This is a genomic window from Streptomyces sp. NPDC096193 (genome assembly GCF_040302905.1).
GTDB lineage: Bacteria > Actinomycetota > Actinomycetes > Streptomycetales > Streptomycetaceae > Streptomyces.
Genome location: NZ_JBEOSJ010000003.1, coordinates 192,577 through 216,738, shown reverse-complemented (window position 1 = coordinate 216,738; position 24,162 = coordinate 192,577). Strand labels below are relative to the sequence as shown.

The following is a 24,162-nucleotide window of genomic DNA, read 5'->3' as shown; positions in this document are numbered from 1 at the left end:
GGTCAGACCGACAAGATTTACTTGTTGATCTTGGTGACCTGGCCGGCGCCCACGGTCCGGCCACCCTCACGGATGGCGAACTTCAGGCCCTCCTCCATGGCGACGGGCTGGATCAGCTCGACCGTCATGACGGTGTTGTCGCCCGGCATGACCATCTCGGTGCCCTCGGGGAGGGTCACGACGCCGGTCACGTCCGTGGTACGGAAGTAGAACTGCGGGCGGTAGTTGTTGAAGAAGGGGGTGTGACGGCCACCCTCGTCCTTCGACAGGATGTAGGCCTGGGCCTCGAAGCTCGTGTGCGGCGTGACCGAACCCGGCTTGATGATGACCTGGCCGCGCTCGACGTCCTCGCGCTTGATGCCACGGAGGAGCAGACCGACGTTCTCACCGGCCTGGCCCTCGTCGAGCAGCTTGCGGAACATCTCGATGCCGGTGACCGTGGTGGTGGTCTTCTCGGTCTTGATACCGACGATGTCGACGGTCTCGTTGACCTTGAGGACACCACGCTCGATACGACCGGTGACGACGGTTCCACGACCGGTGATCGTGAAGACGTCCTCGATCGGCATCAGGAACGGCTTGTCGACGTCGCGCTCGGGCTGCGGGATCGACTCGTCGACGGCGGCCATCAGGTTCAGGACCGACTGGCCCCACTCCTTGTCGCCCTCGAGCGCCTTGAGCGCCGAGACACGGACGACCGGAAGGTCGTCGCCCGGGAACTCGTACTCGGAGAGGAGCTCACGGACCTCGAGCTCGACGAGCTCCATGATCTCCTCGTCGTCCACCATGTCGGCCTTGTTCAGGGCGACGACGATGTACGGAACGCCGACCTGGCGGGCCAGGAGCACGTGCTCCTTGGTCTGCGGCATCGGGCCGTCGGTGGCGGCAACCACGAGGATCGCGCCGTCCATCTGCGCGGCACCCGTGATCATGTTCTTGATGTAGTCCGCGTGACCCGGGCAGTCGACGTGCGCGTAGTGACGCGACTCCGTCTGGTACTCGACATGCGCGATGGAGATGGTGATACCGCGCTGGCGCTCCTCAGGAGCCTTGTCGATCTGGTCGAAGGCCGAGGCCTCGTTCAGGTCCGGGTACGCGTCATGCAGCACCTTGGTAATGGCGGCCGTGAGGGTCGTCTTACCGTGGTCGATGTGACCGATGGTGCCGATGTTGACGTGCGGCTTAGTCCGCTCGAACTTCGCCTTCGCCACTGGGTCCTCCTGTGGAGTGGTTCTGTACGCCTTGCTTCATCGGCGCCAGGTGATCTTTGCTGGAATGCCGGGGCCCGGGGCATTCCCACCGATTACTTGCGTAACGGCCGGAATGCCCCAGCAGGCTCCGGTGACAAGCCTAAAGCGTGAACTCGGGAGAGTTACTCGCCCTTGGCCTTCGCGATGATCTCCTCGGCGACGTTCCGCGGAACCTCGGCGTAGGAGTCGAACTGCATCGAGTAGCTTGCGCGACCCGAGGTCTTGCTGCGGAGGTCTCCGACGTAGCCGAACATCTCCGAGAGGGGCACGAGGCCCTTCACGACGCGAGCGCCGCTGCGCTCCTCCATGGCCTGGATCTGGCCACGGCGGGAGTTGAGGTCGCCGATGACATCACCCATGTAGTCCTCGGGCGTGGTGACCTCGACGGCCATCATCGGCTCGAGCAGCACGGGGGACGCCTTGCGGGCACCCTCCTTGAACGCCTGCGAACCGGCGATCTTGAACGCCAGCTCGGAGGAGTCGACCTCGTGGTAGCCACCGTCGAGAAGGGTGACGCGGACGCCCACCATCTCGTAACCGGCCAGGATGCCGAACTGCATGGCTTCCTGCGCACCGGCGTCAACCGACGGAATGTACTCACGGGGGATGCGGCCACCCGTGACCTTGTTCACGAACTCGTAGGTCGCGTCGCCGCCCTCGATGGGCTCCAGCGCGATCTGCACCTTCGCGAACTGACCGGTACCACCGGTCTGCTTCTTGTGCGTGTAGTCGATACGCTCGACGGCCTTGCGGATCGTCTCGCGGTACGCGACCTGCGGCTTGCCGACGTTCGCCTCGACGCGGAACTCGCGCCGCATGCGGTCGACGAGCACCTCGAGGTGAAGCTCGCCCATACCACCGATGATGGTCTGGCCGGTCTCCTCGTCCGAGTGCACCTGGAAGGAGGGGTCCTCCTCCGCGAGACGCTGGATGGCGACACCCAGCTTCTCCTGGTCGCCCTTGGACTTGGGCTCGATCGCGACCTGGATGACCGGCGCCGGGAAGTCCATGGACTCCAGGATCACCGGGTTCTTGTCGTCGCACAGCGTCTCACCGGTGGTGGTCTGCTTCAGGCCCATGACGGCGACGATGTCGCCGGCACCCACCGACTCGATCTCCTCACGCTTGTTCGCGTGCATGCGGTAGATCTTGCCGATGCGCTCCTTCTTGCCCTTGGTGGGGTTCAGCACCGCGGTGCCGGACTCCAGGCGACCCGAGTAGACCCGGATGAAGGTGAGCTTGCCCAGGTGCGGGTCGCTCGCGATCTTGAAGGCCAGGGCGGCCAGCGGCTCGTCGTCGGACGGACGGCGCGTGATGACCTGCTCCGCGTCCTTGACGTCGTGGCCGTCAATGCCTTCGACGTCGAGGGGCGAGGGGAGGTAGCGCACAACCGCGTCGAGCAGGGGCTGAACGCCCTTGTTCTTGAACGCGGTACCGCAGAAGACGGGGGTGACGGTGGTGCCGCCGCCCTTGCCGGACGCGATGGTGATACGACGGATCGCCTGGTAGAGCTGCTCCTCGGTGGGCTCCTGGCCCTCGAGGTAGAGCTCCATCATCTCGTCGTCGTTCTCCGACACGGCTTCGAGCAGCTTGCCGCGCCACTCGTCGGCCGCCTCGGTGTGCGTGGCCGGGATGTCGACGACGTCGTACATCTCGCCCTTGGTGGCCTCTGCGGACCAGACAAGAGCCTTCATACGAACGAGGTCGATGACGCCCTTGAAGTCTGCCTCGGCACCGATCGGCAGCTGCATCACGATCGGGGTCGCGCCGAGGCGGTCCACGATCATGTCGACGCAGCGGTGGAACTCCGCGCCGGTGCGGTCGAGCTTGTTGACGAAACAGATACGCGGCACGCCGTAGCGGTCCGCCTGACGCCAGACGGTCTCGGACTGCGGCTCAACACCGGCGACGCCGTCGAACACGGTGACGGCACCGTCGAGGACGCGGAGCGAACGCTCCACCTCGACCGTGAAGTCCACGTGGCCCGGGGTGTCGATGATGTTGATGGTGTGATCGACGTCCTCGAGCGGCCAGTGACAGGTCGTCGCGGCGGACGTGATCGTGATGCCGCGCTCCTGCTCCTGCTCCATCCAGTCCATCGTGGCAGCGCCGTCGTGGACCTCACCGATCTTGTAGCTCACACCGGTGTAAAACAGGATGCGCTCGGTGGTCGTCGTCTTGCCCGCGTCGATGTGGGCCATGATCCCGATGTTGCGGACCTTGGCCAGGTCAAGCGAAGTGGTGGCCATAAGGCTCAATCTTCTCTCGGTCTCGATGTGGGTAGCGACTACCAGCGGTAGTGCGCGAAGGCCTTGTTGGACTCGGCCATCTTGTGCGTGTCCTCACGCTTCTTGACCGAAGCGCCGAGGCCGTTGGAGGCGTCGAGCAGTTCGTTCATGAGGCGCTCGGTCATGGTCTTCTCGCGACGGGCGCGGGAGTAACCCACGACCCAGCGCAGCGCGAGGGTGGCGGCGCGACCGGGCTTGACCTCGATCGGCACCTGGTAGGTGGCACCACCGACACGGCGGGACTTGACCTCGAGAGACGGCTTGACGTTCTCGAGGGCGCGCTTCAGCGTGATGACCGGGTCAGCGCCGGTCTTCTCGCGGAGGCCTTCCATGGCGCCGTAGACGATCCGCTCGGCAGTGGAACGCTTGCCGTTGAGCAGGATCTTGTTGATCAGCGACGTGACAAGAGGAGAACCGTAGACCGGGTCGATGATGACCGGGCGCTTCGGGGCGGGGCCCTTACGAGGCATTCTTACTTCTCCTTCTTGGCGCCGTAGCGGCTGCGGGCCTGCTTGCGGTTCTTGACGCCCTGGGTGTCCAGGGAACCGCGGATGATCTTGTAACGAACACCCGGCAGGTCCTTCACACGGCCACCACGCACGAGCACGATGGAGTGCTCCTGCAGGTTGTGTCCCTCACCCGGAATGTAGGCCGTGACCTCGATGCCGGAGGTCAGACGCACACGCGCGACCTTCCGCAGGGCCGAGTTCGGCTTCTTCGGGGTGGTCGTGAACACACGCGTGCAGACGCCGCGGCGCTGAGGGGAACCCTCGAGTGCCGGCGTCTTGTTCTTCTCGACCTTGTCCTGCCGGCCCTTACGGACCAGCTGCTGGATCGTAGGCACTACTTCTCCGGTTTCTGTGTGCCGTGTAGTGAAACTAACCTGGAACATCTCCGACCCACGCGGTCGGGTGTGTCGGATACTGCATGCTCCTGCCGCTAAGCAGAGAGAGCACAGATCACGGTGGCCGATTCTGCAGACCCGTCATGCGGCTGAGGACACGCACACGAGCCCAGGCACACCCCAGGCACAAGGTCAGAGCGTACCTACCGCATCGGCTCCGGTCAAAACAAATGCACGCGCGCAGGACACACCTGCCCGCAACATAAGCCACAGAGCGGCCACCTCGCGAGAGGTGACCGCTCTGTGGATGCGCTACCGCTTACTGGTTGTACGGACCGTAGTCGTAGTCCTCCAGCGGAACGGCCTGGCCGGAGCCGGTGCCGAACGGCGAGTAGTCGATGTCGTCGTAGCCGACGGCCGAGTACATCGCGGCCTTGGCCTCCTCGGTGGGCTCCACCCGGATGTTGCGGTAGCGGGACAGACCCGTACCGGCCGGGATGAGCTTACCGATGATGACGTTCTCCTTGAGGCCGATCAGGGAGTCCGACTTGGCGTTGATCGCCGCGTCGGTCAGAACCCTGGTCGTCTCCTGGAAGGACGCCGCCGACAGCCACGACTCGGTCGCGAGCGAGGCCTTGGTGATACCCATCAGCTGCGGACGGCCGGAGGCGGGGTGACCGCCCTCGGTGACCACACGACGGTTCTCGGTCTCGAACTTCGACCGCTCGACGAGCTCGCCCGGAAGCAGCTCGGCGTCGCCGGACTCGATGATCGTCACCCGGCGGAGCATCTGCCGGATGATGATCTCGATGTGCTTGTCGTGGATCGACACACCCTGCGAGTTGTAGACCTTCTGGACCTCGCCGACCAGGTGGACCTGGACCGCGCGCTGACCGAGGATCCGCAGTACGTCGTGCGGGTTGGTGGCACCCACGGTGAGCTTCTGGCCCACCTCGACGTGGTCGCCCTCGCCCACCAGGAGACGGGCACGCTTCGAGATCGGGAACGCCGTCTCGTCGCTGCCGTCGTCCGGGGTGACGACGAGCTTCTTGGTCTTCTCGGTCTCCTCGATACGGACGCGGCCGGCCGCCTCCGAGATCGGGGCGACACCCTTGGGCGTACGGGCCTCGAAGAGCTCGACGACACGGGGCAGACCCTGGGTGATGTCGTCACCGGCCACACCACCGGTGTGGAAGGTACGCATCGTCAGCTGGGTACCGGGCTCACCGATGGACTGGGCGGCGATGATGCCGACCGCCTCACCGATGTCGACCAGCTTGCCGGTGGCCAGCGAGCGTCCATAGCAGAAGGCACAGGTGCCGACCGCGGACTCACAGGTCAGGACCGAGCGGGTCTTGACCTCCTCGACACCGGCGCCCACCAGGGCGTCGATGAGCACGTCACCCAGGTCGACGTTGGCCGGCGCGATGACCTTGCCGTCGACGACGACGTCCTCGGCGAGCATCCGCGCGTACACGGAGGTCTCGACGTCCTCGGTCTTGCGCAGGGAGCCGTCGGCACCCCGCTCGGCGATCTTCAGCTTGAGGCCACGGTCGGTGCCGCAGTCCTCCTCGCGGATGATCACGTCCTGCGAGACGTCCACCAGACGACGGGTCAGGTAACCCGAGTCGGCGGTACGCAGGGCGGTGTCCGCCAGACCCTTACGGGCACCGTGCGTGGAGATGAAGTACTCCAGCACGGACAGGCCCTCACGGAACGACGCCTTGATGGGACGCGGAATCGTCTCGTTCTTGGCGTTGGACACCAGACCACGCATACCGGCGATCTGACGCATCTGCATCATGTTTCCGCGAGCACCCGAGTTCACCATCATGAAGATGGGGTTGGTCTTCGGGAAGTTCGCGTTCATCGCCTCGGCAACCTCGTTGGTCGCCTTGGTCCAGATGGTGATGAGCTCCTGCGTGCGCTCCTGCTTGGTGATCAGACCGCGCTCGTACTGCTTCTGGACCTTCTCGTCCTGCTCCTCGTAGCCCCTGACGATCGCCTTCTTGGCCTCGGGGACCACGACGTCGGAGATGGCCACGGTGACACCGGAACGGGTCGCCCAGAAGAAGCCCGCGGACTTCAGGTTGTCGAGCGTCGCCGCCACGATGACCTTGGGGTAGCGCTCGGCGAGGTCGTTCACGATCTCGGAGAGCTGCTTCTTGCCCACCGAGTAGTCGACGAACGGGTAGTCCTCGGGCAGCAGCTCGTTGAAGAGCGCGCGGCCCAGCGTCGTGCGCAGCCGGAAGCTGTCGCCCTGCTGGTACACACGCTCGCCGACGCCGTCCTCGCCCTCCTCGACGGCCGGAGGGGTCCAGCCGCGCGGCGGGATGGTGCCCACCGGGAAGCGGATGTCGACCTTCGCCTGGAGCGAGAGCTCCTTGGCGTCGAACGCCATGATCGCCTCGGCGGTGGAGCCGAAGGACCGGCCCTCGCCCTTGACCTCGCGCTCCTCCTCGTCCGTGGTGAGGAAGAAGAGGCCGAGCACCATGTCCTGGGTGGGCATGGTGACCGGACGGCCGTCGGCCGGCTTGAGGATGTTGTTCGAGGACAGCATCAGGATGCGGGCCTCGGCCTGCGCCTCCGCGGAGAGCGGCAGGTGCACGGCCATCTGGTCACCGTCGAAGTCCGCGTTGAACGCGGTGCAGACGAGCGGGTGGATCTGGATGGCCTTGCCCTCGACCAGCTGCGGCTCGAAGGCCTGGATGCCGAGGCGGTGCAGGGTCGGCGCACGGTTCAGCAGCACCGGGTGTTCGGCGATGACCTCTTCGAGGACGTCGTACACGACGGTGCGGCCACGCTCGACCATGCGCTTGGCCGACTTGATGTTCTGCGCGTGGTTCAGGTCCACCAGGCGCTTCATCACGAACGGCTTGAAGAGCTCCAGCGCCATGGCCTTGGGCAGGCCGCACTGGTGCAGCTTCAGCTGCGGACCGACGACGATGACGGAACGCGCCGAGTAGTCGACTCGCTTGCCGAGCAGGTTCTGACGGAAACGACCCTGCTTGCCCTTCAGCATGTCGCTGAGGGACTTCAGCGGGCGGTTACCGGGACCGGTGACCGGGCGACCGCGGCGGCCGTTGTCGAACAGCGCGTCGACGGCCTCCTGCAGCATCCGCTTCTCGTTGTTCACGATGATCTCGGGGGCACCGAGGTCAAGGAGACGCTTGAGGCGGTTGTTGCGGTTGATCACACGGCGGTACAGGTCGTTCAGGTCGGAGGTCGCGAAGCGGCCACCGTCCAGCTGCACCATCGGACGCAGGTCCGGCGGGATGACCGGCACGCAGTCCAGCACCATGCCCTTGGGGCTGTTGCTGGTCTGCAGGAACGCGGAGACGACCTTGAGGCGCTTGAGCGCACGGGTCTTCTTCTGGCCCTTGCCGGTACGGATGATCTCGCGGAGGCGCTCGGCCTCCTCGTCGAGGTCGAAGGACTCCAGGCGCTTCTGCAGCGCCGCGGCACCCATCGAGCCGTCGAAGTACGTGCCGAAGCGGTCACGCAGCTCGCGGTAGAGCAGCTCGTCACCCTCCAGGTCCTGGACCTTGAGGTTCTTGAAGCGGTTCCACACCTCGTCGAGGCGGTCGATCTCGCGCTGCGCACGGTCGCGCAGCTGCTTCATCTCACGCTCGGCACCCTCGCGCACCTTGCGGCGCACGTCGGCCTTCGCGCCCTCGGCCTCGAGCTCGGCCAGGTCGGTCTCGAGCTTCTTGGCACGGGCCTCGAGGTCGGAGTCGCGGCGGTTCTCGACCTGCTGACGCTCGACGGAGACGTGGGCCTCCAGCGAGGGCAGGTCGCGCGTACGGCGCTCCTCGTCCACGAACGTGATCATGTACGCGGCGAAGTAGATGACCTTCTCGAGGTCCTTCGGCGCCAGGTCCAGCAGGTAGCCCAGGCGGGACGGGACACCCTTGAAGTACCAGATGTGGGTGACGGGGGCGGCCAGTTCGATGTGGCCCATCCGCTCACGGCGCACCTTGGCGCGCGTGACCTCGACGCCACAGCGCTCACAGATGATGCCCTTGAAGCGGACACGCTTGTACTTGCCGCAGTAGCACTCCCAGTCCCGGGTCGGACCGAAGATCTTCTCGCAGAAGAGTCCGTCCTTTTCGGGCTTGAGCGTGCGGTAGTTGATCGTCTCGGGCTTCTTGACCTCGCCGTGGCTCCACTGACGGATGTCGTCAGCGGTGGCCAGGCCGATCCGGAGCTCGTCGAAGAAGTTGACGTCGAGCACTATGCGTCAATCCCTCTCAGGGTCGTGTCTCAATCATGGTCTGTACGGGGTCCGGGGCAGGGCCGGGACCTCACGAGGAGGTCCCGGCCAGACCCGTCAGACCTCTTCGACGCTGCTCGGCTCGCGCCGGGACAGGTCGATTCCGAGCTCCTCCGCTGCGCGGAAGACGTCCTCGTCCGTGTCGCGCATCTCGATGGACATACCGTCCGAGGACAGCACCTCCACGTTGAGGCAGAGCGACTGCATTTCCTTGATGAGCACCTTGAAGGACTCGGGAATGCCGGGCTCGGGGATGTTCTCGCCCTTGACGATGGCCTCGTAGACCTTCACGCGGCCGGTCACGTCGTCGGACTTGATGGTCAGCAGCTCCTGGAGGGCGTAGGCGGCTCCGTATGCCTCGAGCGCCCACACCTCCATCTCGCCGAATCGCTGGCCACCGAACTGGGCCTTACCACCCAGCGGCTGCTGGGTGATCATCGAGTACGGACCGGTCGAACGGGCGTGGAGCTTGTCGTCGACCAGGTGGTGGAGCTTGAGGATGTACATGTACCCGATCGAGATCGGGTCCGGGAACGGCTCACCGGAGCGGCCGTCGAACAGGTTGGCCTTGCCGGACGGCTGGACCATCCGGTTGCCGTCGCGGTTCGGGATCGTGGACTCGAAGAGACCGGAGATCTCGTCCTCGCGCGCACCGTCGAAGACCGGGGTGGCGACGTTCGTGCCACCGGCGACCTCATCGGCGCCGATCGCCTTCAGACGCTCCATCCACTCCTCGCTGCCCTCGACCTTCCAGCCCTGGCTGGCGAGCCAGCCGAGGTGGATCTCGAGAACCTGTCCCGGGTTCATTCGGGACGGGACACCCAGCGGGTTGAGGATGATGTCGACCGGGGTGCCGTCCTCCAGGAACGGCATGTCCTCGATCGGCAGGATCTTCGAGATGACGCCCTTGTTGCCGTGACGGCCGGCGAGCTTGTCACCGTCGGTGATCTTGCGCTTCTGCGCCACGTACACGCGCACCAGCTGGTTCACACCGGGGGGAAGCTCGTCGCCCTCCTCGCGGTCGAAGACGCGCACGCCGATGATCTTGCCGGTCTCACCGTGCGGCACCTTCAGCGAGGTGTCACGGACCTCACGCGCCTTCTCACCGAAGATCGCGCGGAGCAGACGCTCCTCCGGGGTCAGCTCGGTCTCACCCTTGGGCGTGACCTTGCCGACGAGGATGTCGCCGGCGACGACCTCGGCACCGATACGGATGATGCCGCGCTCGTCGAGGTCGGCGAGGACCTCCTCGGAGACGTTCGGGATGTCCCGGGTGATCTCCTCGGGGCCGAGCTTGGTGTCACGGGCGTCGACCTCATGCTCCTCGATGTGGATCGAGGAGAGGACGTCGTCCTGCACGAGGCGCTGCGACAGGATGATCGCGTCCTCGTAGTTGTGACCCTCCCACGGCATGAACGCGACCAGCAGGTTCTTGCCGAGCGCCATCTCGCCCTGCTCGGTGGCGGGACCGTCGGCGAGGACCTGGCCCTCGACGACGCGCGAGCCCTCGTCCACGATGACCTTCTGGTTCACCGAGGTGCCCTGGTTGGAGCGCGAGAACTTCGCGACGCGGTACGTGGTGTACGTGCCGTCGTCGTTGGCGACCGTGACGTAGTCCGCGGAGACCTCCTGGACCACACCGTCCTTCTCGGCCTTGATGACGTCACCGGCGTCGACCGCACAGCGGTACTCCATGCCGGTACCGACCAGCGGCGCCTCCGCCGTGATCAGCGGAACGGCCTGACGCATCATGTTCGCGCCCATGAGGGCACGGTTGGCGTCGTCGTGCTCGAGGAAGGGGATCATGGCCGTCGCGACCGACACCATCTGGCGCGGCGAGACGTCCATGTAGTCGACCTCGGTCGGCGGGACGTAGTCGACCTCGCCGCCACGACGGCGGACCAGCACGCGCGGCTCGGTGAAGCGCAGCTCGTCGGAGAGCGTCGCGTTCGCCTGGGCGATGACGAACCGGTCTTCCTCGTCGGCGGTCAGGTAGTCGACCTCGTCGGTGACCTGGCCGTCGGTGACCTTGCGGTACGGGGTCTCGACGAAGCCGAACGCGTTGACGCGGCCGTAGGACGCGAGCGAGCCGATCAGACCGATGTTCGGGCCTTCGGGGGTCTCGATCGGGCACATGCGGCCGTAGTGCGACGGGTGAACGTCTCGGACCTCGAAGCCGGCCCGCTCACGGGAGAGACCACCCGGACCGAGCGCCGACAGACGGCGCTTGTGGGTGAGACCCGACAGCGGGTTGTTCTGGTCCATGAACTGCGACAGCTGGCTGGTGCCGAAGAACTCCTTGATGGAGGCGACGACCGGCCGGATGTTGATCAGGGTCTGCGGCGTGATCGCCTCGACGTCCTGGGTCGTCATGCGCTCACGCACGACGCGCTCCATACGAGCCAGACCCGTGCGGACCTGGTTCTGGATGAGCTCGCCGACGTTACGCAGACGACGGTTGCCGAAGTGGTCGATGTCGTCGGTCTCGACGACGATCTGGGTACCGCTCTCGCCGACCGTCTCGGTCTCACCGGCGTGCAGCTTGACCAGGTACTTGATGGTCGCGATGACGTCGTCGGTGGTGAGCACGCCGGCGTCCAGCGGCTCGTCGGCGCCGAGCTTCTTGTTCACCTTGTAGCGGCCGACCTTGGCGAGGTCGTAGCGCTTCGGGTTGAAGTAGAGGTTCTCGAGCAGCGTCTGAGCAGCCTCACGCGTAGGCGGCTCGCCCGGGCGGAGCTTGCGGTAGATGTCGAGCAGCGCGTCGTCCTGGCCCTGGGTGTGGTCCTTCTCCAGGGTGGCGCGCATCGACTCGTACTCGCCGAACTCCTCGAGGATCTGCTCGGTGGTCCAGCCGAGAGCCTTCAGGAGGACGGTGACGGACTGCTTGCGCTTGCGGTCGATGCGGACACCGACCATGTCGCGCTTGTCGATCTCCATCTCGAGCCAGGCACCCCGGGACGGGATGATCTTGGCCGTGAAGATGTCCTTGTCGGACGTCTTGTCGATGTTGGAGTCGAAGTAGACACCCGGCGAGCGGACCAGCTGCGACACCACGACACGCTCGGTGCCGTTGATGACGAACGTGCCCTTGTTGGTCATGAGCGGGAAGTCGCCCATGAAGACCGTCTGGGACTTGATCTCGCCGGTCTCGTTGTTGGTGAACTCGGCGGTGACGAAGAGCGGGGCCGCGTACGTGAAGTCGCGCTCCTTGCACTCGTCGATGGAGTTCTTCGGAGGCTCGAAGCGGTGGTCGCGGAAGGTCAGGGACATCGACCCGGAGAAGTCCTCAATCGGGGAGATCTCCTCGAAGATCTCCTCCAGACCGGACTTCGTGGGGACGTCCTGTCCGCTGTCCAGGGCCGCCTCGACTCGAGACTTCCAGGCGGCATTGCCGAGGAGCCAGTCAAAGCTCTCGGTCTGCAGCGCGAGGAGGTTCGGAACCTCGAGGGGCTCCTTGATCTTTGCAAAAGAGATGCGCAGCGGGGCGGTGCTGGCGCCGTTGTTCGTATTCGCGGTCGAGGCGTTGCGCGAGGCGGCCAAGAGGGGGTCCTTCCGAGGGCTCGGACTCACTACGCGCGTACCGGTCCCATGCCGGACACGGAGGAAGAAATCCCAGCTGGGGGACGTTCAATCCTCTGTGCTCATGCGTGGGGATGCCCCTGGTGACGGGCAGGAGGCAGCTAACAGGCAGCGCAAAGGGTCAGTGTAGCCACTTGGCACACTGATGTCCAGTGCGGGTTTTCGAGACCCTCGTTGTTCTCAACTCCGCGTAAGCCCTCGCGCCGGGAGGCGCACATCCTTACTGCCCGTTCGGTCGTCGATCCATGCCTCGGATCCGGATCGTTGTGACGACGCGTCCTGAGAATTGCGCGCTCCGTGCGGTTCGTCAAGGCCCCCCAACCCAACCGGCTGACGGGATCGTCACTGACCAGGGTGCGGGACGCACGGCGAAGATCACGATACTCGTCGCAAACGGAAGCGCAATGCGCCCTGTCCACAACGCCGAAGGGCGACCACCCCAATGGGTGATCGCCCTTCGCTGTGCCTCCCGCGGAACCTGAGCGGAACCGACGGTGGGAGACTCAGAAGGTCACTTGACCTCGACGGAGGCGCCGGCGGCCTTGAGGGACTCGGCAGCCTTCTCGGCGGCCTCCTTGGCGACCTTCTCGAGAACCGGCTTCGGGGTGCCGTCGACGAGGTCCTTGGCCTCCTTCAGACCCAGGGAGGTCAGCTCACGCACGACCTTGATGACCTGGATCTTCTTTTCGCCGGCGCCCGTGAGGATGACGTCGAACTCGTCCTGCTCGGCCTCGGCCTCGGCCGGGGCGGCAGCGGCGCCACCAGCGGCAACGGCGACCGGAGCGGCGGCGGTGACGTCGAACTTCTCCTCGAAGGCCTTCACGAACTCGGAGAGCTCGATGAGGGTCATCTCTTCGAACTGCGCGAGCAGGTCGTCCTGGCTGAGCTTCGCCATGATGGCGGTCCTTCCACTAAATCGGCTGGTGCCGGGATGTACATGAAGGCGGGCGTACAGGCCCGCTACGACCGGTGCGTCACATAGCCCCGGTCAATGCGCGAGCCGATTACTCGGCACCGCCCTGCTCGGCCTTCTTGGCGCGAAGCGCTTCCGCGGTGCGGACGAACTTCGACGGGAGCGCCTGGAAGAGCGCGGCAGCCTGCGACTGCTTGCCCTTCATGGCGCCCGCCAGCTTGGCGAGCAGAACCTCGCGGGACTCGAGGTCCGCAAGCTTCTTGATCTCGTCGGCGGACAGCGCCTTACCCTCAAGGACACCGCCCTTGATGACGAGAGCGGGGTTGTCCTTGGCGAAGTCACGCAGTCCCTTCGCCGCCACCACCGGGTCACCGGTGACGAAGGCAACAGCCGTCGAGCCCTTGAGGTGCTCGTCCAGCTCGATCCCGGCCTCCTTGGCCGCGATCTGGGTCAGCGTGTTCTTCACCACTCGGTACTGAGCGTTCTCGCCGAGAGAACGGCGAAGCTCCTTGAGCTGCGCCACGGTCAGTCCGGTGTAGGACGTCACAACAGCTGCATTGGAACCGCGGAGCTTCTCCGTGATTTCTGCAACGGCTGCGACCTTGTCGGACGTCGCCATGTGCCTCGGCCTCCTTCCGGGGTGATGATCCTCGGCTGACCTTTCGATCAACCGCACGTCGCCGGACCGCCTGAATCAGGCACGTGGAGAAGGGGCTCTGCACAAAACGAAACGCCCCGGCACAGGTGCACGGGGCGTGAACTCGACCGGACGGAACCGTCCGGGAGTACTTCCACAGTCACCTGCGCGGGTCGTTCGCAGTTCAGCGAATCCTTCGGCCGCCACACCCTCTTGCGAAGGCGCAGCAACGACCAGCGGTCTTTGGCTTCTGGGGAAGACTACGTGAAGCGGCCCAGGTCGAGCAAATCGGGCCTGCGGGGGCGCCGACGGGCTCGTCGGCGGTCCCCCGGATCAGCTCTGCCCGGAGGACTCCATGCCCTCACCGAGCTCCTTGAGCATCCCCATGAGGTCGAAGGTGTCCTTCGCCGGCGGCGCCTGGACGGCGGCCTCGGTGCCGTAGTCCGTGTAGTGGGTGACGATCGTGACCTTGCCCTCGGGGGTGTCCATGCCGACGTCCATCCGCACCGGATACTCGTCGTCGTTGACCCAGACCTCGGTCTCGTACCCCTTGATGCCGGCCTTCTCGACACCGGCGAGCAGGTCCTTGCGCTCCTTCTCACCGAGCACCTTCAGCGACTCGTTGGAGGCCAGCATCTCCTCGACGGTGAGCGTGCCCTTGTAGTGCTGGGCCTCCACCCCGTCGATCTTCTCCGCTCCGACGTGCTTCACGTTCGGGGAGTCGAGCAGCATGGCGAGCTGCTGGGCCGGGTCCTGGTTCATGTTCTGCAGGCCACCGGTCAGCTGCTTCTGCAGCGCCTTGTCCCCCGAGTCCGCCGCCATGGCGCCGAGGTCCAGCTTCATCCAGCGCTTGCCGTCCATGTCCTGGGCCATCTTCGTGCCCATGTCCATGTACATGACGTCGTTCTGCCAGACCATGCGGACCTGCGCGGGCATGCCCGGGTCCGCCTTGAGCATGGACCCTTTCATGGTCATGTCCATCACGGTGGGGTCCCAGCCCATGACCCCGGAAAGCTCCATGGTGCCGCCGTCGTCCATCGTGGCCGGCGCGGTCATCGTCATCCGGACCTTGGCCGACTTCGCGGCCGACGTCTTCTTGTAGGCCGCCGTGAGGACCTGCGTCACCGCGTCGCGGGACTGCGTCGTACGGTCCTTCTCCGGCGCACCGGCAGCCTTCTCGGTGCCGTTCCCGCCCTGGCACCCGGCCGCTGCTGCGGTCATGACGGCCACTGCCGCCAGCGAGACGCCCGCGCGCCTCCATGCGGACATGCTCATGCCCCACCCCTCGTCGTGACGAATTCGAACCGTAGCGCACACGTACGACAGCGGGACAACGAAAAGCCGGCCCCGCACCTCCGGGGAGGTGCGGGGCCGGCTTCGATGCGCGAGACCCGCGGCTGCCGTCAGGATCAGACGGCGGCCGGGTCCTCCTCGACGAGGAGGTTGCGGGTGCGGTTGGAGTCCAGCGGGATGCCGGGGCCCATCGTCGTGGTCAGGGTCGCCTTCTTGATGTAGCGGCCCTTCGCGGCGGACGGCTTCAGACGGAGGATCTCCTCCAGAGCCGCGGCGTAGTTCTCGACCAGCTTCGTCTCGTCGAAGGAGACCTTGCCGATGATGAAGTGCAGGTTCGAGTGCTTGTCGACGCGGAACTCGATCTTGCCGCCCTTGATGTCGTTCACAGCCTTGGTGACATCCGGGGTGACCGTGCCGGTCTTCGGGTTCGGCATCAGACCACGCGGACCGAGCACGCGGCCGAGGCGGCCGACCTTGCCCATGAGGTCCGGGGTGGCGACGACGGCGTCGAAGTCCAGACGGCCCTTCGCAACCTCGTCGATCAGTTCGTCGGAGCCGACGATGTCGGCGCCCGCGGCTTCCGCGGCCGCAGCACGGTCACCGGTCGCGAAGACCAGGACCCGGGCGGTCTTGCCGGTGCCGTGCGGAAGGTTGACGGTGCCACGGACCATCTGGTCGGCCTTGCGGGGGTCGACACCCAGGCGGAAGGCGACCTCGACGGTTCCGTCGAACTTGGTGGCGGCGGTGTCCTTGGCGAGACGGACGGCCTCGAGCGGGGCGTAGTTGCGCTCCCGGTCGATCTTGGCATCCGCAGCGCGGAGGTTCTTGCTGCGCTTCACTTCTGCTCCTGTTGTGTGTTCAGGCGTGGAGTCGTGGTTCGGACCAGCGCTTGGCCCTGCCACTGAGGTCGTACGGGGACTGTCAGCCCTCGACCGTGATGCCCATGGAACGGGCGGTGCCGGCGATGATCTTCTCGGCGGCGTCCAGGTCGTTGGCGTTCAGGTCGGGCATCTTCGTCGTGGCGATGTCACGGACCTGGTCGCGCGTCAGCTTGGCGACCTTCGTCTTGTGCGGCTCGCCAGAGCCCTTGTCCACACCCGCGGCCTTGAGGATCAGCTTGGCGGCCGGCGGAGTCTTGGTGATGAAGGTGAAGGAGCGGTCCTCGTAGACCGTGATCTCCACCGGCACGACCATGCCACGCTGCGACTCGGTCGCGGCGTTGTAGGCCTTGCAGAACTCCATGATGTTGACGCCGTGCTGACCCAGTGCGGGGCCGACCGGCGGAGCCGGGTTGGCCGCGCCGGCCTGGATCTGGAGCTTGATAAGCCCCGTGACCTTCTTCTTCTTGGGAGGCATTGCTCTCTCCGGGTCCTAGTGAGAGTTTCCAGCGCTCCAGCCGATCATCCGGATGGAGGCATACCGCACAACGATAACGGGTATGACTGTGCGGCCAAAAACCGAGCAGGTCAGAGCGGCTGCGAGAGCCGTTCTGACCTGTTCGGAGGCGTGTGTTCCAGAATCAGTTCTTCTGGATCTGGTCGAAGCTCAGCTCGACCGGGGTCTCGCGGCCGAAGATCTCGACGAGACCCTTGACCTTCTTCGAATCCGGGTTGATCTCGTTGATCGTCGCCTGGAGCGTCGCGAACGGACCGTCGGTGACGGTGACCGAGTCGCCGACCTCGAAGTCCAGCACCTGGACCTCGACCTTGCGGGCCGGAGCCGGCTTGCCCTCGGCCTCCGCGGCCTCACGGGCGGCCTTCTCCTCGGCCTCGGGCGCCAGCATCTTGACGATCTCGTCCAGCGTCAGCGGGTACGGGTCGTAGGCGTTGCCCACGAAGCCGGTGACACCCGGGGTGTTGCGGACGACGCCCCAGGACTCGTTCGTCAGGTCCATGCGGACGAGCACGTAACCGGGCAGCTTGTTCTGCCGCACGTTCTTACGCTCGCCGTTCTTGATCTGGACGATCTCTTCCTCGGGCACTTCGGCCTGGTAGATGAAGTCCTCGACGTTCAGCGAGACGGCACGCTGCTCCAGGTTCGCCTTCACGCGCTTCTCGTAGCCCGCGTAGGTGTGGATGACGTACCACTCGCCGGGCAGACCGCGCAGCTCGTCACGGAGCGCGGCGACCGGGTCGGCCGGGGCCTCCTCGACGAGGAGCTCCTCGTCGGCGGCGGCGTCCTCGTCGGACTCGCCCTCGACGTCGGCGTCGGCGTCTTCATCGGACTCGTCGGCTGCGGCTGCGGCTTCGTCCTCGTCGACCTCGGCCAGGGCCTCGGCATCCTCTTCGACGCGGACCGCCGCTACCTCGGCCGGCTCGCCCGCGGCGGCGTCAGCAAGTTCCGCCTGGTCCTCGTCGGCCGCCTCGACGATGTCGAGCTCGTCCTCAGGGGACTCGAGGCTGTCGCTCGGCTCAACGGCGTCGTTCACGTTCGGGTCAGACACGGTGGCTGCTTCTTCCTGACTACAGACGGGGTGGAACATGCGAAAGGGGCGCCGCTACCGGCGCCCTTCGCGGGCATCAGCCGAAGACGTACTTGACGGCTTCCTGGAACCCATAGTCAATCACGGTCACCAGACCAATCATGACGACTACGAAGACAATCACCACTGTGGTGTACGTCGTCAGCTGGTTCCGAGTCGGCCAGACGACCTTGCGAAGCTCGGCGACGATCTGCCGGTAGAAGAGCGCGAGGCGGCCCAGAGGGCCCTTCTTCCCGCGCTTTCCGCCCTTGCGGGACTTCTTCGAGGGCGCCTCGTCCTCGGCATCAGGCGTGTCGATGGAGCCCACGGCGTCCGTCACGTTCTTTCACCTGATTCCGGGTCGTGGCCGTGCCGCGCCCGGTGGAGCCGCACGGCGGTTCATTGAATAACGTACATGCGCACACAACCTGGCGAAGGTGTGTGTAGCAGGGCCGGAGGGACTTGAACCCCCAACCGCTGGTTTTGGAGACCAGTGCTCTACCAATTGAGCTACGACCCTTTGTGGTTTCCCCAACCTACCGCATCCGCAGACGTGGTCGGTGTGGGCCAACGACGAGTGAGTGTACGTGGTCGGGGGCCCCGCGTCGAACAGATAGCTCCGGAGCGCTTTCTGTCCGCTACGCGAAACACGTGTGCCTGGCGCGTTTGCGGTCTGGGACGATGGCCGTATGAGCGCTGCAACCCCTCCGACCGAGCGCCGGGTCTCCGCCCGCATCGGTGCGATCTCCGAGTCCGCCACCCTCGCCGTCGACGCCAAGGCCAAGGCCCTCAAGGCCGCCGGGCGTCCGGTGATCGGCTTCGGCGCGGGTGAGCCCGACTTCCCCACGCCCGACTACATCGTCGAGGCTGCGATCGAGGCCTGCCGCAACCCGAAGTACCACCGCTACACGCCCGCCGGCGGTCTGCCCGAGCTGAAGAAGGCCATCGCCGACAAGACGCTGCGGGATTCCGGTTACGCCGTGGACCCCGCGCAGATCCTGGTGACCAACGGCGGCAAGCAGGCGATCTACGAGGCGTTCGCGGCGATCCTGGACCCGGGTGACGAGGTCATCGTGCCCGCTCCGTACTGGACGACCTACCCCGAGTCGATCCGGCTCGCGGGCGGCGTCCCGGTCGAGGTCGTGGCCGACGAGACGACCGGTTACCGGGTCTCCGTCGAGCAGCTGGAGGCCGCGCGCACCGACCGTACGAAGGTCGTCCTGTTCGTCTCCCCGTCCAACCCGACCGGCGCCGTCTACAGCCGCGAGGACTCCGAGGCCATCGGCCGCTGGGCCGTCGAGCACGGACTGTGGGTGATGACGGACGAGATCTACGAGCACCTGGTGTACGGCGACGCCACCTTCTCCTCGCTGCCGGCGCTCGTTCCAGAGCTGCGCGACAAGTGCATCGTCGTCAACGGTGTGGCCAAGACCTATGCCATGACCGGCTGGCGTGTGGGGTGGATCATCGGCCCGAAGGACGTGGTCAAGGCCGCGACCAACCTCCAGTCGCACGCGACGTCCAACGTCTCCAACGTCGCCCAGATCGCGGCGCTGGCCGCGGTGTCCGGCAGCCTGGACGCGGTGGCCGAGATGCGCACCGCCTTCGACCGCCGCCGGCAGACGATCGTGCGGATGCTCAACGAGATCGACGGCGTGGTCTGCCCGGAGCCGGAGGGCGCGTTCTACGTGTACCCGTCGGTGAAGGGACTCCTGGGCAAGGAGATCCGCGGACAGCGCCCGAAGTCGTCGGTGGAGCTGGCGGCGCTGATCCTGGACGAGGCCGAGGTGGCGGTCGTCCCGGGCGAGGCCTTCGGCACGCCGGGCTATCTGCGGCTTTCCTACGCTCTCGGCGACGAGGACCTGGTGGAGGGCGTCTCCCGCCTCCAGAAGCTCCTCGCGGAAGCACGCGACTGATCTTCGCTGTCACGGGAAGCGGGTCCGGGCTGCTGCCCGGACCCGCTTCTTCGTTCGGGCAAGGCCACGATCAGGGAAAGGGGCTGCCCGGACGCCGCGAGGTGCGGCAAGATCCTGGAATGCTGGACTTTTCCGAGGGACACTCCCCGAATCCCCCTCCCGTACGAGATGTGAGCCTCCTGCCCAAGGCGCATCTGCACCTGCACTTCACCGGGTCGATGCGGCCCGGCACCCTGCTCGAACTGGCCGACAAGTACGGCGTGCACCTGCCGGACGCACTGACCGGCGGCGAGCCGCCCAAGCTACGGGCCACGGACGAACGCGGGTGGTTCCGCTTCCAGCGGCTCTACGACATGGCGCGGTCCTGTCTGCGCTCCCCCGAGGACATCCAGCGACTGGTGCGCGAGGCCGCCGAGGAGGACGTGCGGGACGGCTCCGGCTGGCTGGAGATCCAGGTCGACCCCACCTCGTACGCCCCGATGCTGGGCGGGCTGATTCCCGCTCTGGAGGTCATCCTGGACGCGGTGGACAGCGCGTCGCGGGAGACCGGGCTGGGGATGCGCGTGCTGGTGGCCGCGAACCGTATGAAGCACCCCCTGGACGCGCGGACGCTCGCCCGGCTCGCCGTGCGGTACGCCGACCGCGGGGTGGTGGGTTTCGGGCTCTCCAACGACGAACGCCGGGGCATGGCACGGGACTTCGACCGCGCCTTCGCGATCGCGCGGGAGGGCGGACTGCTGGCGGCGCCGCACGGCGGCGAGCTGTCGGGCCCGGCGTCCGTACGCGACTGCCTGGACGATCTGGACGCCTCGCGCGTCGGCCACGGGGTCCGGGCGGCGGAGGATCCCCGGCTGCTGCGCAAGCTCGCCGAGCGCGGGATCACCTGCGAGGTGTGCCCGTCCTCCAACGTGGCGCTGGGGGTGTACGAGAAGCCCTCGGACGTGCCACTGCGGACGCTGTATGAGGCGGGCGTGCCGATGGCGCTGGGCGCGGACGACCCGCTGCTCTTCGGCTCCCGCCTGGCCGCCCAGTACGAACTGGCCCGCAGGCACCACGGCTTCACCGACGAGGAGCTGGCCGAACTGGCCCGCCAGTCGGTGCGCGGCTCCGCGGCCCCGCCCGAGACCAAGCAGAAGCTGCTGACGGGCGTCGACGAGTGGCTGGCAGCCCCGGGGGGACCCGCGGCCTGAAGTCCGGCCTCCCGCGACGGCACTTCGACGGTCGTACGGGGGGTGGAGGCGCGTGGCCTCCGACGGCCCGGATGCCGACGCGACCGGGGTCAGAGGCTGACGCCGACCGTCACCGGCTCATTGACCAGCGTCACCCCGAAGGCCTCGCGGACGCCGGTCACGACCTCGCGGGCGAGCGCCAGCAGGTCCTCGGTGGTGGCCCCGCCCCGGTTGGTGAGCGCGAGGGTGTGCTTCGTGGAGATACGGGCGGGCCCCGTGCCGTACCCCTTGGTGAAGCCTGCCTTGTCGATCAGCCAGGCGGCCGACGTCTTCGTGCGGCCGTCGCCGGCCGGGTACGCGGGCGGGGCGGTCTCGTCGCCGAGGCGCTCGCGGACGCGGTCGAGGAAGGCCGCGTACTCGTCCGCCTCCAGGATCGGATTGGTGAAGAAGGACCCGGCCGACCAGGTGTCGTGGTCCTCGGGGTCCAGGACCATGCCCTTGCCCGCGCGCAGGCCGAGGACGGCCCGGCGGACCTCCGCGAGCTCCTTGCGGTCACCGGGCTCCACACCGAGCACGCGGGCGGTCTCCGCATACTTCAGAGGCGCGCTCAGGCCTCCCGCCTCCTCCAGCTCGAAGCGGACGCGCAGCACGACGTAGCGCTCGGGGTGCTCCTTGAAACGGCTGTGGCGGTAGGAAAAGGCGCACTCGGCGTTGGAGAGGGTGACCGTCTCGCCGCTGCCGCGGTCGTAGGCGACCACCTCGGTGATGGTCGAGGAGACCTCCTGGCCGTACGCGCCCACGTTCTGGATCGGGGTGGCGCCGGCCGAGCCGGGGATGCCGGCCAGACACTCGATGCCCGCGAGTCCCGCCTCGACGGTGCGGGCGACCGCGTCGGTCCAGACCTCACCGGCGGCGAGCTCCAGCCGAGTGCCCTCCAGCCGGAAGCCCTCGGTCGCGATGCGCAGGGCCGTGCCGTCGAAGCCCTTGTCGCCGATGACGAGATTGCTGCCGCCACCGATGATCAGCAGCGGGGTGCCCGCCGTGTCCGCCGCACGTACGGCGGCGATCACCTCGTCGTCGGTCGTGGCCGTGACGAGCCGGGTCGCGGGGCCGCCGAGCCGGAAGGTGGTCAGGGGGGCGAGGGGAGCGTCGTGGAGTTCCTGCACGGGGACAAGGGTACGGTCCGTGGCCGCGCCGCTCGGCGGGGCCACGGACCGGGGGTGGGTACGGCAGGGGGCGCGGGTCATGGGGCCCGGGTGCGCGGCGGCGGGGGCGGGAGACGTGCGCCCGGCGCCGCCGGTCACGCCACGGCCGGCTCCCGCTGCTTGAGATCGTGCGCCGTCTCCCCCACGGGCCCGCCCGAGCGGCCCCGGCCCGGGATCATCAGCGCGATCACCGCGGCGAGCGCGACGGCCGCCGACCCGATCCACAGCGCCGGGACGGTGCCGTCACTGAACGCGTCGGGGGTCTCGTACCCGCCCTGGGCGGCGAAGACCGCACCCAGCACCGCGACACCGAGCGCTCCGCCGACCTCGCGCAGGGCGTTGTTGGCGCCGGAGGCGATGCCCTGCTCGCCCGGCCGGACGCTGGACATGACCACGCTCGCGGCGGGGGCGAAGTACATCGCCATGCCGACGCCACCGAGGATCAGGCCGGGAAGCTGCGCCGCGTACGACACCCCCGGCTCCAGGACCATGGCGAACAGACCGAGGCCGACCGCTTGGAGGGCCAGACCGGTGGCGACGACGGGCCGACCGCCGATCCGGTCGGAGAGGTATCCGGCGATGGGCGCGACGATCAGCGGCATTCCGGTCCACGGGAGCATCCGCAGTCCGGCCTCGGTGGGCGAGTAGCCGGCCACGCCCTGGAGGAACTGGCTGAGCAGGAAGATCGATCCGAACATGCCGAGGAACATCAACAGGGAGGCGATGTTGATCCCGAAGAAGGCACGGTCACGGAAGAGACGCATGGGGAGCATGGGGTTCTTGGCGACCATGCCGTGGCGTATGAACGCCAGGATCAGCAGCGTGCCCACGATGAGCCCGGCCAGGATCGGGAGGCTGCTCCAGCCGTCCGCCTGTCCGTTGACCAGGGCGTAGACGATGCCGAACAGGCCGCCGCTGACGAGAAGGGTGCCGGGGACGTCGAGCCGGGCGCTGGGCGCGTACGACTCGTCGAGACGCAGCCGGGCGAGCGGCAGCAGCGCGATCCCGATCGGCACGTTCAGCCAGAAGATCCACTGCCAGGAGATGTGTTCGGTGAGACTGCCGCCGATGAGCGGCCCGCTGGCGACGGCGAGACCGGTCACGGCGCCGAATATGCCGAGTGCGGCTCCGCGCCGCGCGGCGGGGACGGCGGCCGTGAGCAGCGTGAGGGTGAGCGGCATCATGACGGCCGCGCCGACGCCTTGGACGGCCCGGGCGGCGATGAGGGAGTCGATGCCGGGCGCGAGCGCCGCCGCGGCCGAGGCACCGGTGAAGATCGTGAGGCCGGCCATGAACAGCCGGCGGCGGCCGAACCGGTCGCCGAGCGCGGCTCCGAACATCAGCAAGACGGCGAAGGTGAGGGTGTACGCGCTCACCGTCCACTCGAGGTCCTCCAGCGCACCGCCGAGGTCCTCGCGGATGGACGGCAGAGCGGTGGTGACGACGAGATTGTCGAGTGCCGCCATGAAGCCGGCGACGCTGGTGATGACGAGCGCCCAGACGGCGGAACCGCGCCGGACTGACTGCTGGTCCATAACTCCCCCAGTAGATTAGTTATTGATTACTAACTTTTATGGACAGACGTCACCCCGGCACGGGGCCAGGCATCCGTCACCGACGGACGGCGTCCAGCTCGGCCATGTTGAGCCCGGACCACACCCGGTGATCCCGCGGATACCCCAACGCCACCAGCACATTGATCAGCATGCCGCAGCCCACGAAGTCGGCCGTGTCGCGGGTTCCCCCCAGCGCGACCCGCGCGTGGTCCCAGATCTCCGCCCAGCCGGCCCGGATCGCCTCCCCGAAGGCGTGGTCGCCCGCGGCTTCGGCGGAGGCCACCGCGACATAGGTCTGCATCTGCATCAGCAGCTGCTCCCGGTCGTCGATCAGCCCCATGTACGCCGCGGCCATCGCCTCCTTGGGCGTGACGTCCGGCCGCACCTCCAGTGCATCGGCCAGCGCCCGGGGCGTCTCTTCGAGGCAGCGCAGCGCAGCGGCGAGGAACAGCTCCCTCTTGTTCTTGAAAAGGCGGAAGAGATACGGCTGCGAGACACCCACCCGTTTGGCGATCGCCTCGGTGGAGGTGCCGTGGTAACCACCCAGCGCGAACTCCGAGATCGCCGCACGGATGACACTCTCGCGTCGCTCTTCTGCGCTCATCCTGACCATGCGAACAAAGTTAGTGAGCAATCACTAGCCTGGCAAACCGTGAGCGATGTCACGTACGGAACTGCGGAGCGTGACATACGGGAGGGCCGGGGCAGGCGCGGCTGGCGCCGATGCCGTTGGTCTCGTTGCAGGGGCCACCCGGGTTCACACCGCAGTGGAGCACGG

At 66.9% G+C, this 24,162-nt stretch carries 18 protein-coding genes and 1 tRNA gene; 2 read left to right on the top strand and 17 right to left on the bottom strand.

What is annotated here, in order from left to right; translation table 11 throughout:
• Nucleotides 1–17 precede the first annotated feature (17 nt).
• From tuf to ABTX78_RS06335, 14 genes are all read right to left on the bottom strand, one after another.
• Complete coding sequence (tuf, locus tag ABTX78_RS06400) at nt 18–1,211, bottom strand: elongation factor Tu (RefSeq protein WP_313944693.1); 1,194 nt, start codon at nt 1,209–1,211, stop codon at nt 18–20.
• Nucleotides 1,212–1,372: 161 nt separating this feature from the next.
• The gene (gene fusA, locus ABTX78_RS06395; protein WP_313944694.1) at nt 1,373–3,499 is read right to left on the bottom strand and encodes an elongation factor G; all 2,127 of its coding nucleotides are present in this window, start codon (nt 3,497–3,499) and stop codon (nt 1,373–1,375) included.
• 38 nt (nt 3,500–3,537) lie between these two features.
• Nucleotides 3,538–4,008: a 30S ribosomal protein S7 gene (gene rpsG / locus ABTX78_RS06390; protein WP_147987673.1), complete on the bottom strand. Its 471-nt coding sequence runs from the start codon at nt 4,006–4,008 to the stop codon at nt 3,538–3,540.
• A gap of 2 nt (nt 4,009–4,010) precedes the next feature.
• Complete coding sequence (rpsL, locus tag ABTX78_RS06385; RefSeq protein ID WP_003948652.1) at nt 4,011–4,382, bottom strand: 30S ribosomal protein S12; 372 nt, start codon at nt 4,380–4,382, stop codon at nt 4,011–4,013.
• Nucleotides 4,383–4,701: 319 nt separating this feature from the next.
• On the bottom strand, nt 4,702–8,616 hold the full coding sequence (locus ABTX78_RS06380; RefSeq protein WP_352205674.1) for a DNA-directed RNA polymerase subunit beta': 3,915 nt from the start codon (nt 8,614–8,616) through the stop codon (nt 4,702–4,704).
• A gap of 96 nt (nt 8,617–8,712) precedes the next feature.
• Nucleotides 8,713–12,195 (bottom strand): DNA-directed RNA polymerase subunit beta, encoded by a 3,483-nt coding sequence (gene rpoB, locus ABTX78_RS06375; RefSeq protein ID WP_352205673.1) that lies wholly within the window; start codon nt 12,193–12,195, stop codon nt 8,713–8,715.
• Nucleotides 12,196–12,745: 550 nt separating this feature from the next.
• Nucleotides 12,746–13,129: a 50S ribosomal protein L7/L12 gene (rplL, locus tag ABTX78_RS06370; RefSeq protein ID WP_142214215.1), complete on the bottom strand. Its 384-nt coding sequence runs from the start codon at nt 13,127–13,129 to the stop codon at nt 12,746–12,748.
• Nucleotides 13,130–13,238: 109 nt separating this feature from the next.
• Nucleotides 13,239–13,766, bottom strand: coding sequence for a 50S ribosomal protein L10 (gene rplJ / locus ABTX78_RS06365; RefSeq protein WP_313944698.1), 528 nt, complete (start codon nt 13,764–13,766; stop codon nt 13,239–13,241).
• 351 nt (nt 13,767–14,117) lie between these two features.
• On the bottom strand, nt 14,118–15,059 hold the full coding sequence (locus tag ABTX78_RS06360) for an SCO4651 family lipoprotein (RefSeq protein ID WP_352205672.1): 942 nt from the start codon (nt 15,057–15,059) through the stop codon (nt 14,118–14,120).
• Nucleotides 15,060–15,193: 134 nt separating this feature from the next.
• Nucleotides 15,194–15,916, bottom strand: a complete 723-nt coding sequence (rplA, locus tag ABTX78_RS06355; protein ID WP_352205671.1) for a 50S ribosomal protein L1 — start codon at nt 15,914–15,916, stop codon at nt 15,194–15,196.
• Nucleotides 15,917–15,998: 82 nt separating this feature from the next.
• Nucleotides 15,999–16,433 (bottom strand): 50S ribosomal protein L11, encoded by a 435-nt coding sequence (rplK, locus tag ABTX78_RS06350; RefSeq protein ID WP_123188882.1) that lies wholly within the window; start codon nt 16,431–16,433, stop codon nt 15,999–16,001.
• A 163-nt stretch (nt 16,434–16,596) separates the two neighbouring features.
• Complete coding sequence (gene nusG / locus ABTX78_RS06345) at nt 16,597–17,520, bottom strand: transcription termination/antitermination protein NusG (protein WP_352205670.1); 924 nt, start codon at nt 17,518–17,520, stop codon at nt 16,597–16,599.
• A 76-nt stretch (nt 17,521–17,596) separates the two neighbouring features.
• Complete coding sequence (gene secE / locus ABTX78_RS06340) at nt 17,597–17,878, bottom strand: preprotein translocase subunit SecE (protein WP_313944702.1); 282 nt, start codon at nt 17,876–17,878, stop codon at nt 17,597–17,599.
• 107 nt (nt 17,879–17,985) lie between these two features.
• A tRNA-Trp gene (locus tag ABTX78_RS06335) sits at nt 17,986–18,058 on the bottom strand.
• A 169-nt stretch (nt 18,059–18,227) separates the two neighbouring features.
• Here ABTX78_RS06335 and ABTX78_RS06330 point away from each other — a divergent pair.
• Together ABTX78_RS06330 and ABTX78_RS06325 are read left to right on the top strand one after the other, a co-directional pair.
• Nucleotides 18,228–19,454, top strand: coding sequence for a pyridoxal phosphate-dependent aminotransferase (locus ABTX78_RS06330; protein WP_352205669.1), 1,227 nt, complete (start codon nt 18,228–18,230; stop codon nt 19,452–19,454).
• Between the two features lie 119 nt (nt 19,455–19,573).
• Nucleotides 19,574–20,644 (top strand): adenosine deaminase, encoded by a 1,071-nt coding sequence (locus tag ABTX78_RS06325; protein ID WP_352205668.1) that lies wholly within the window; start codon nt 19,574–19,576, stop codon nt 20,642–20,644.
• 89 nt (nt 20,645–20,733) lie between these two features.
• Here the strand turns inward: ABTX78_RS06325 and ABTX78_RS06320 are convergent, their stop codons facing one another.
• The 3 genes from ABTX78_RS06320 to ABTX78_RS06310 form a co-directional block, all read right to left on the bottom strand.
• On the bottom strand, nt 20,734–21,870 hold the full coding sequence (locus ABTX78_RS06320; RefSeq protein ID WP_352205667.1) for a UDP-N-acetylmuramate dehydrogenase: 1,137 nt from the start codon (nt 21,868–21,870) through the stop codon (nt 20,734–20,736).
• A 53-nt stretch (nt 21,871–21,923) separates the two neighbouring features.
• The gene (locus ABTX78_RS06315) at nt 21,924–23,363 is read right to left on the bottom strand and encodes an MFS transporter (protein ID WP_352205666.1); all 1,440 of its coding nucleotides are present in this window, start codon (nt 23,361–23,363) and stop codon (nt 21,924–21,926) included.
• A gap of 76 nt (nt 23,364–23,439) precedes the next feature.
• Nucleotides 23,440–23,997 carry a TetR/AcrR family transcriptional regulator gene (locus tag ABTX78_RS06310; protein ID WP_352205665.1) on the bottom strand — a complete coding sequence of 186 codons (558 nt, stop codon included), beginning with the start codon at nt 23,995–23,997 and terminating at the stop codon, nt 23,440–23,442.
• Nucleotides 23,998–24,162 lie beyond the last annotated feature (165 nt).

Bases quoted from the DNA above. Each gene is read 5' to 3' on its own strand.
- rplK (WP_123188882.1), bottom strand. From the start codon at position 16,433: ATGCCTCCCAAGAAGAAGAAGGTCACGGGGCTTATCAAGCTCCAGATC.
- ABTX78_RS06315 (WP_352205666.1), bottom strand. From the start codon at position 23,363: ATGGACCAGCAGTCAGTCCGGCGCGGTTCCGCCGTCTGGGCGCTCGTC.
- ABTX78_RS06310 (WP_352205665.1), bottom strand. From the start codon at position 23,997: ATGGTCAGGATGAGCGCAGAAGAGCGACGCGAGAGTGTCATCCGTGCG.
- rpsG (WP_147987673.1), bottom strand. From the start codon at position 4,008: ATGCCTCGTAAGGGCCCCGCCCCGAAGCGCCCGGTCATCATCGACCCG.
- fusA (WP_313944694.1), bottom strand. From the start codon at position 3,499: ATGGCCACCACTTCGCTTGACCTGGCCAAGGTCCGCAACATCGGGATC.
- rplL (WP_142214215.1), bottom strand. From the start codon at position 13,129: ATGGCGAAGCTCAGCCAGGACGACCTGCTCGCGCAGTTCGAAGAGATG.
- rplJ (WP_313944698.1), bottom strand. From the start codon at position 13,766: ATGGCGACGTCCGACAAGGTCGCAGCCGTTGCAGAAATCACGGAGAAG.
- ABTX78_RS06330 (WP_352205669.1), top strand. From the start codon at position 18,228: ATGAGCGCTGCAACCCCTCCGACCGAGCGCCGGGTCTCCGCCCGCATC.
- ABTX78_RS06320 (WP_352205667.1), bottom strand. From the start codon at position 21,870: ATGACCCGCGCCCCCTGCCGTACCCACCCCCGGTCCGTGGCCCCGCCG.
- ABTX78_RS06360 (WP_352205672.1), bottom strand. From the start codon at position 15,059: ATGAGCATGTCCGCATGGAGGCGCGCGGGCGTCTCGCTGGCGGCAGTG.
- ABTX78_RS06325 (WP_352205668.1), top strand. From the start codon at position 19,574: ATGCTGGACTTTTCCGAGGGACACTCCCCGAATCCCCCTCCCGTACGA.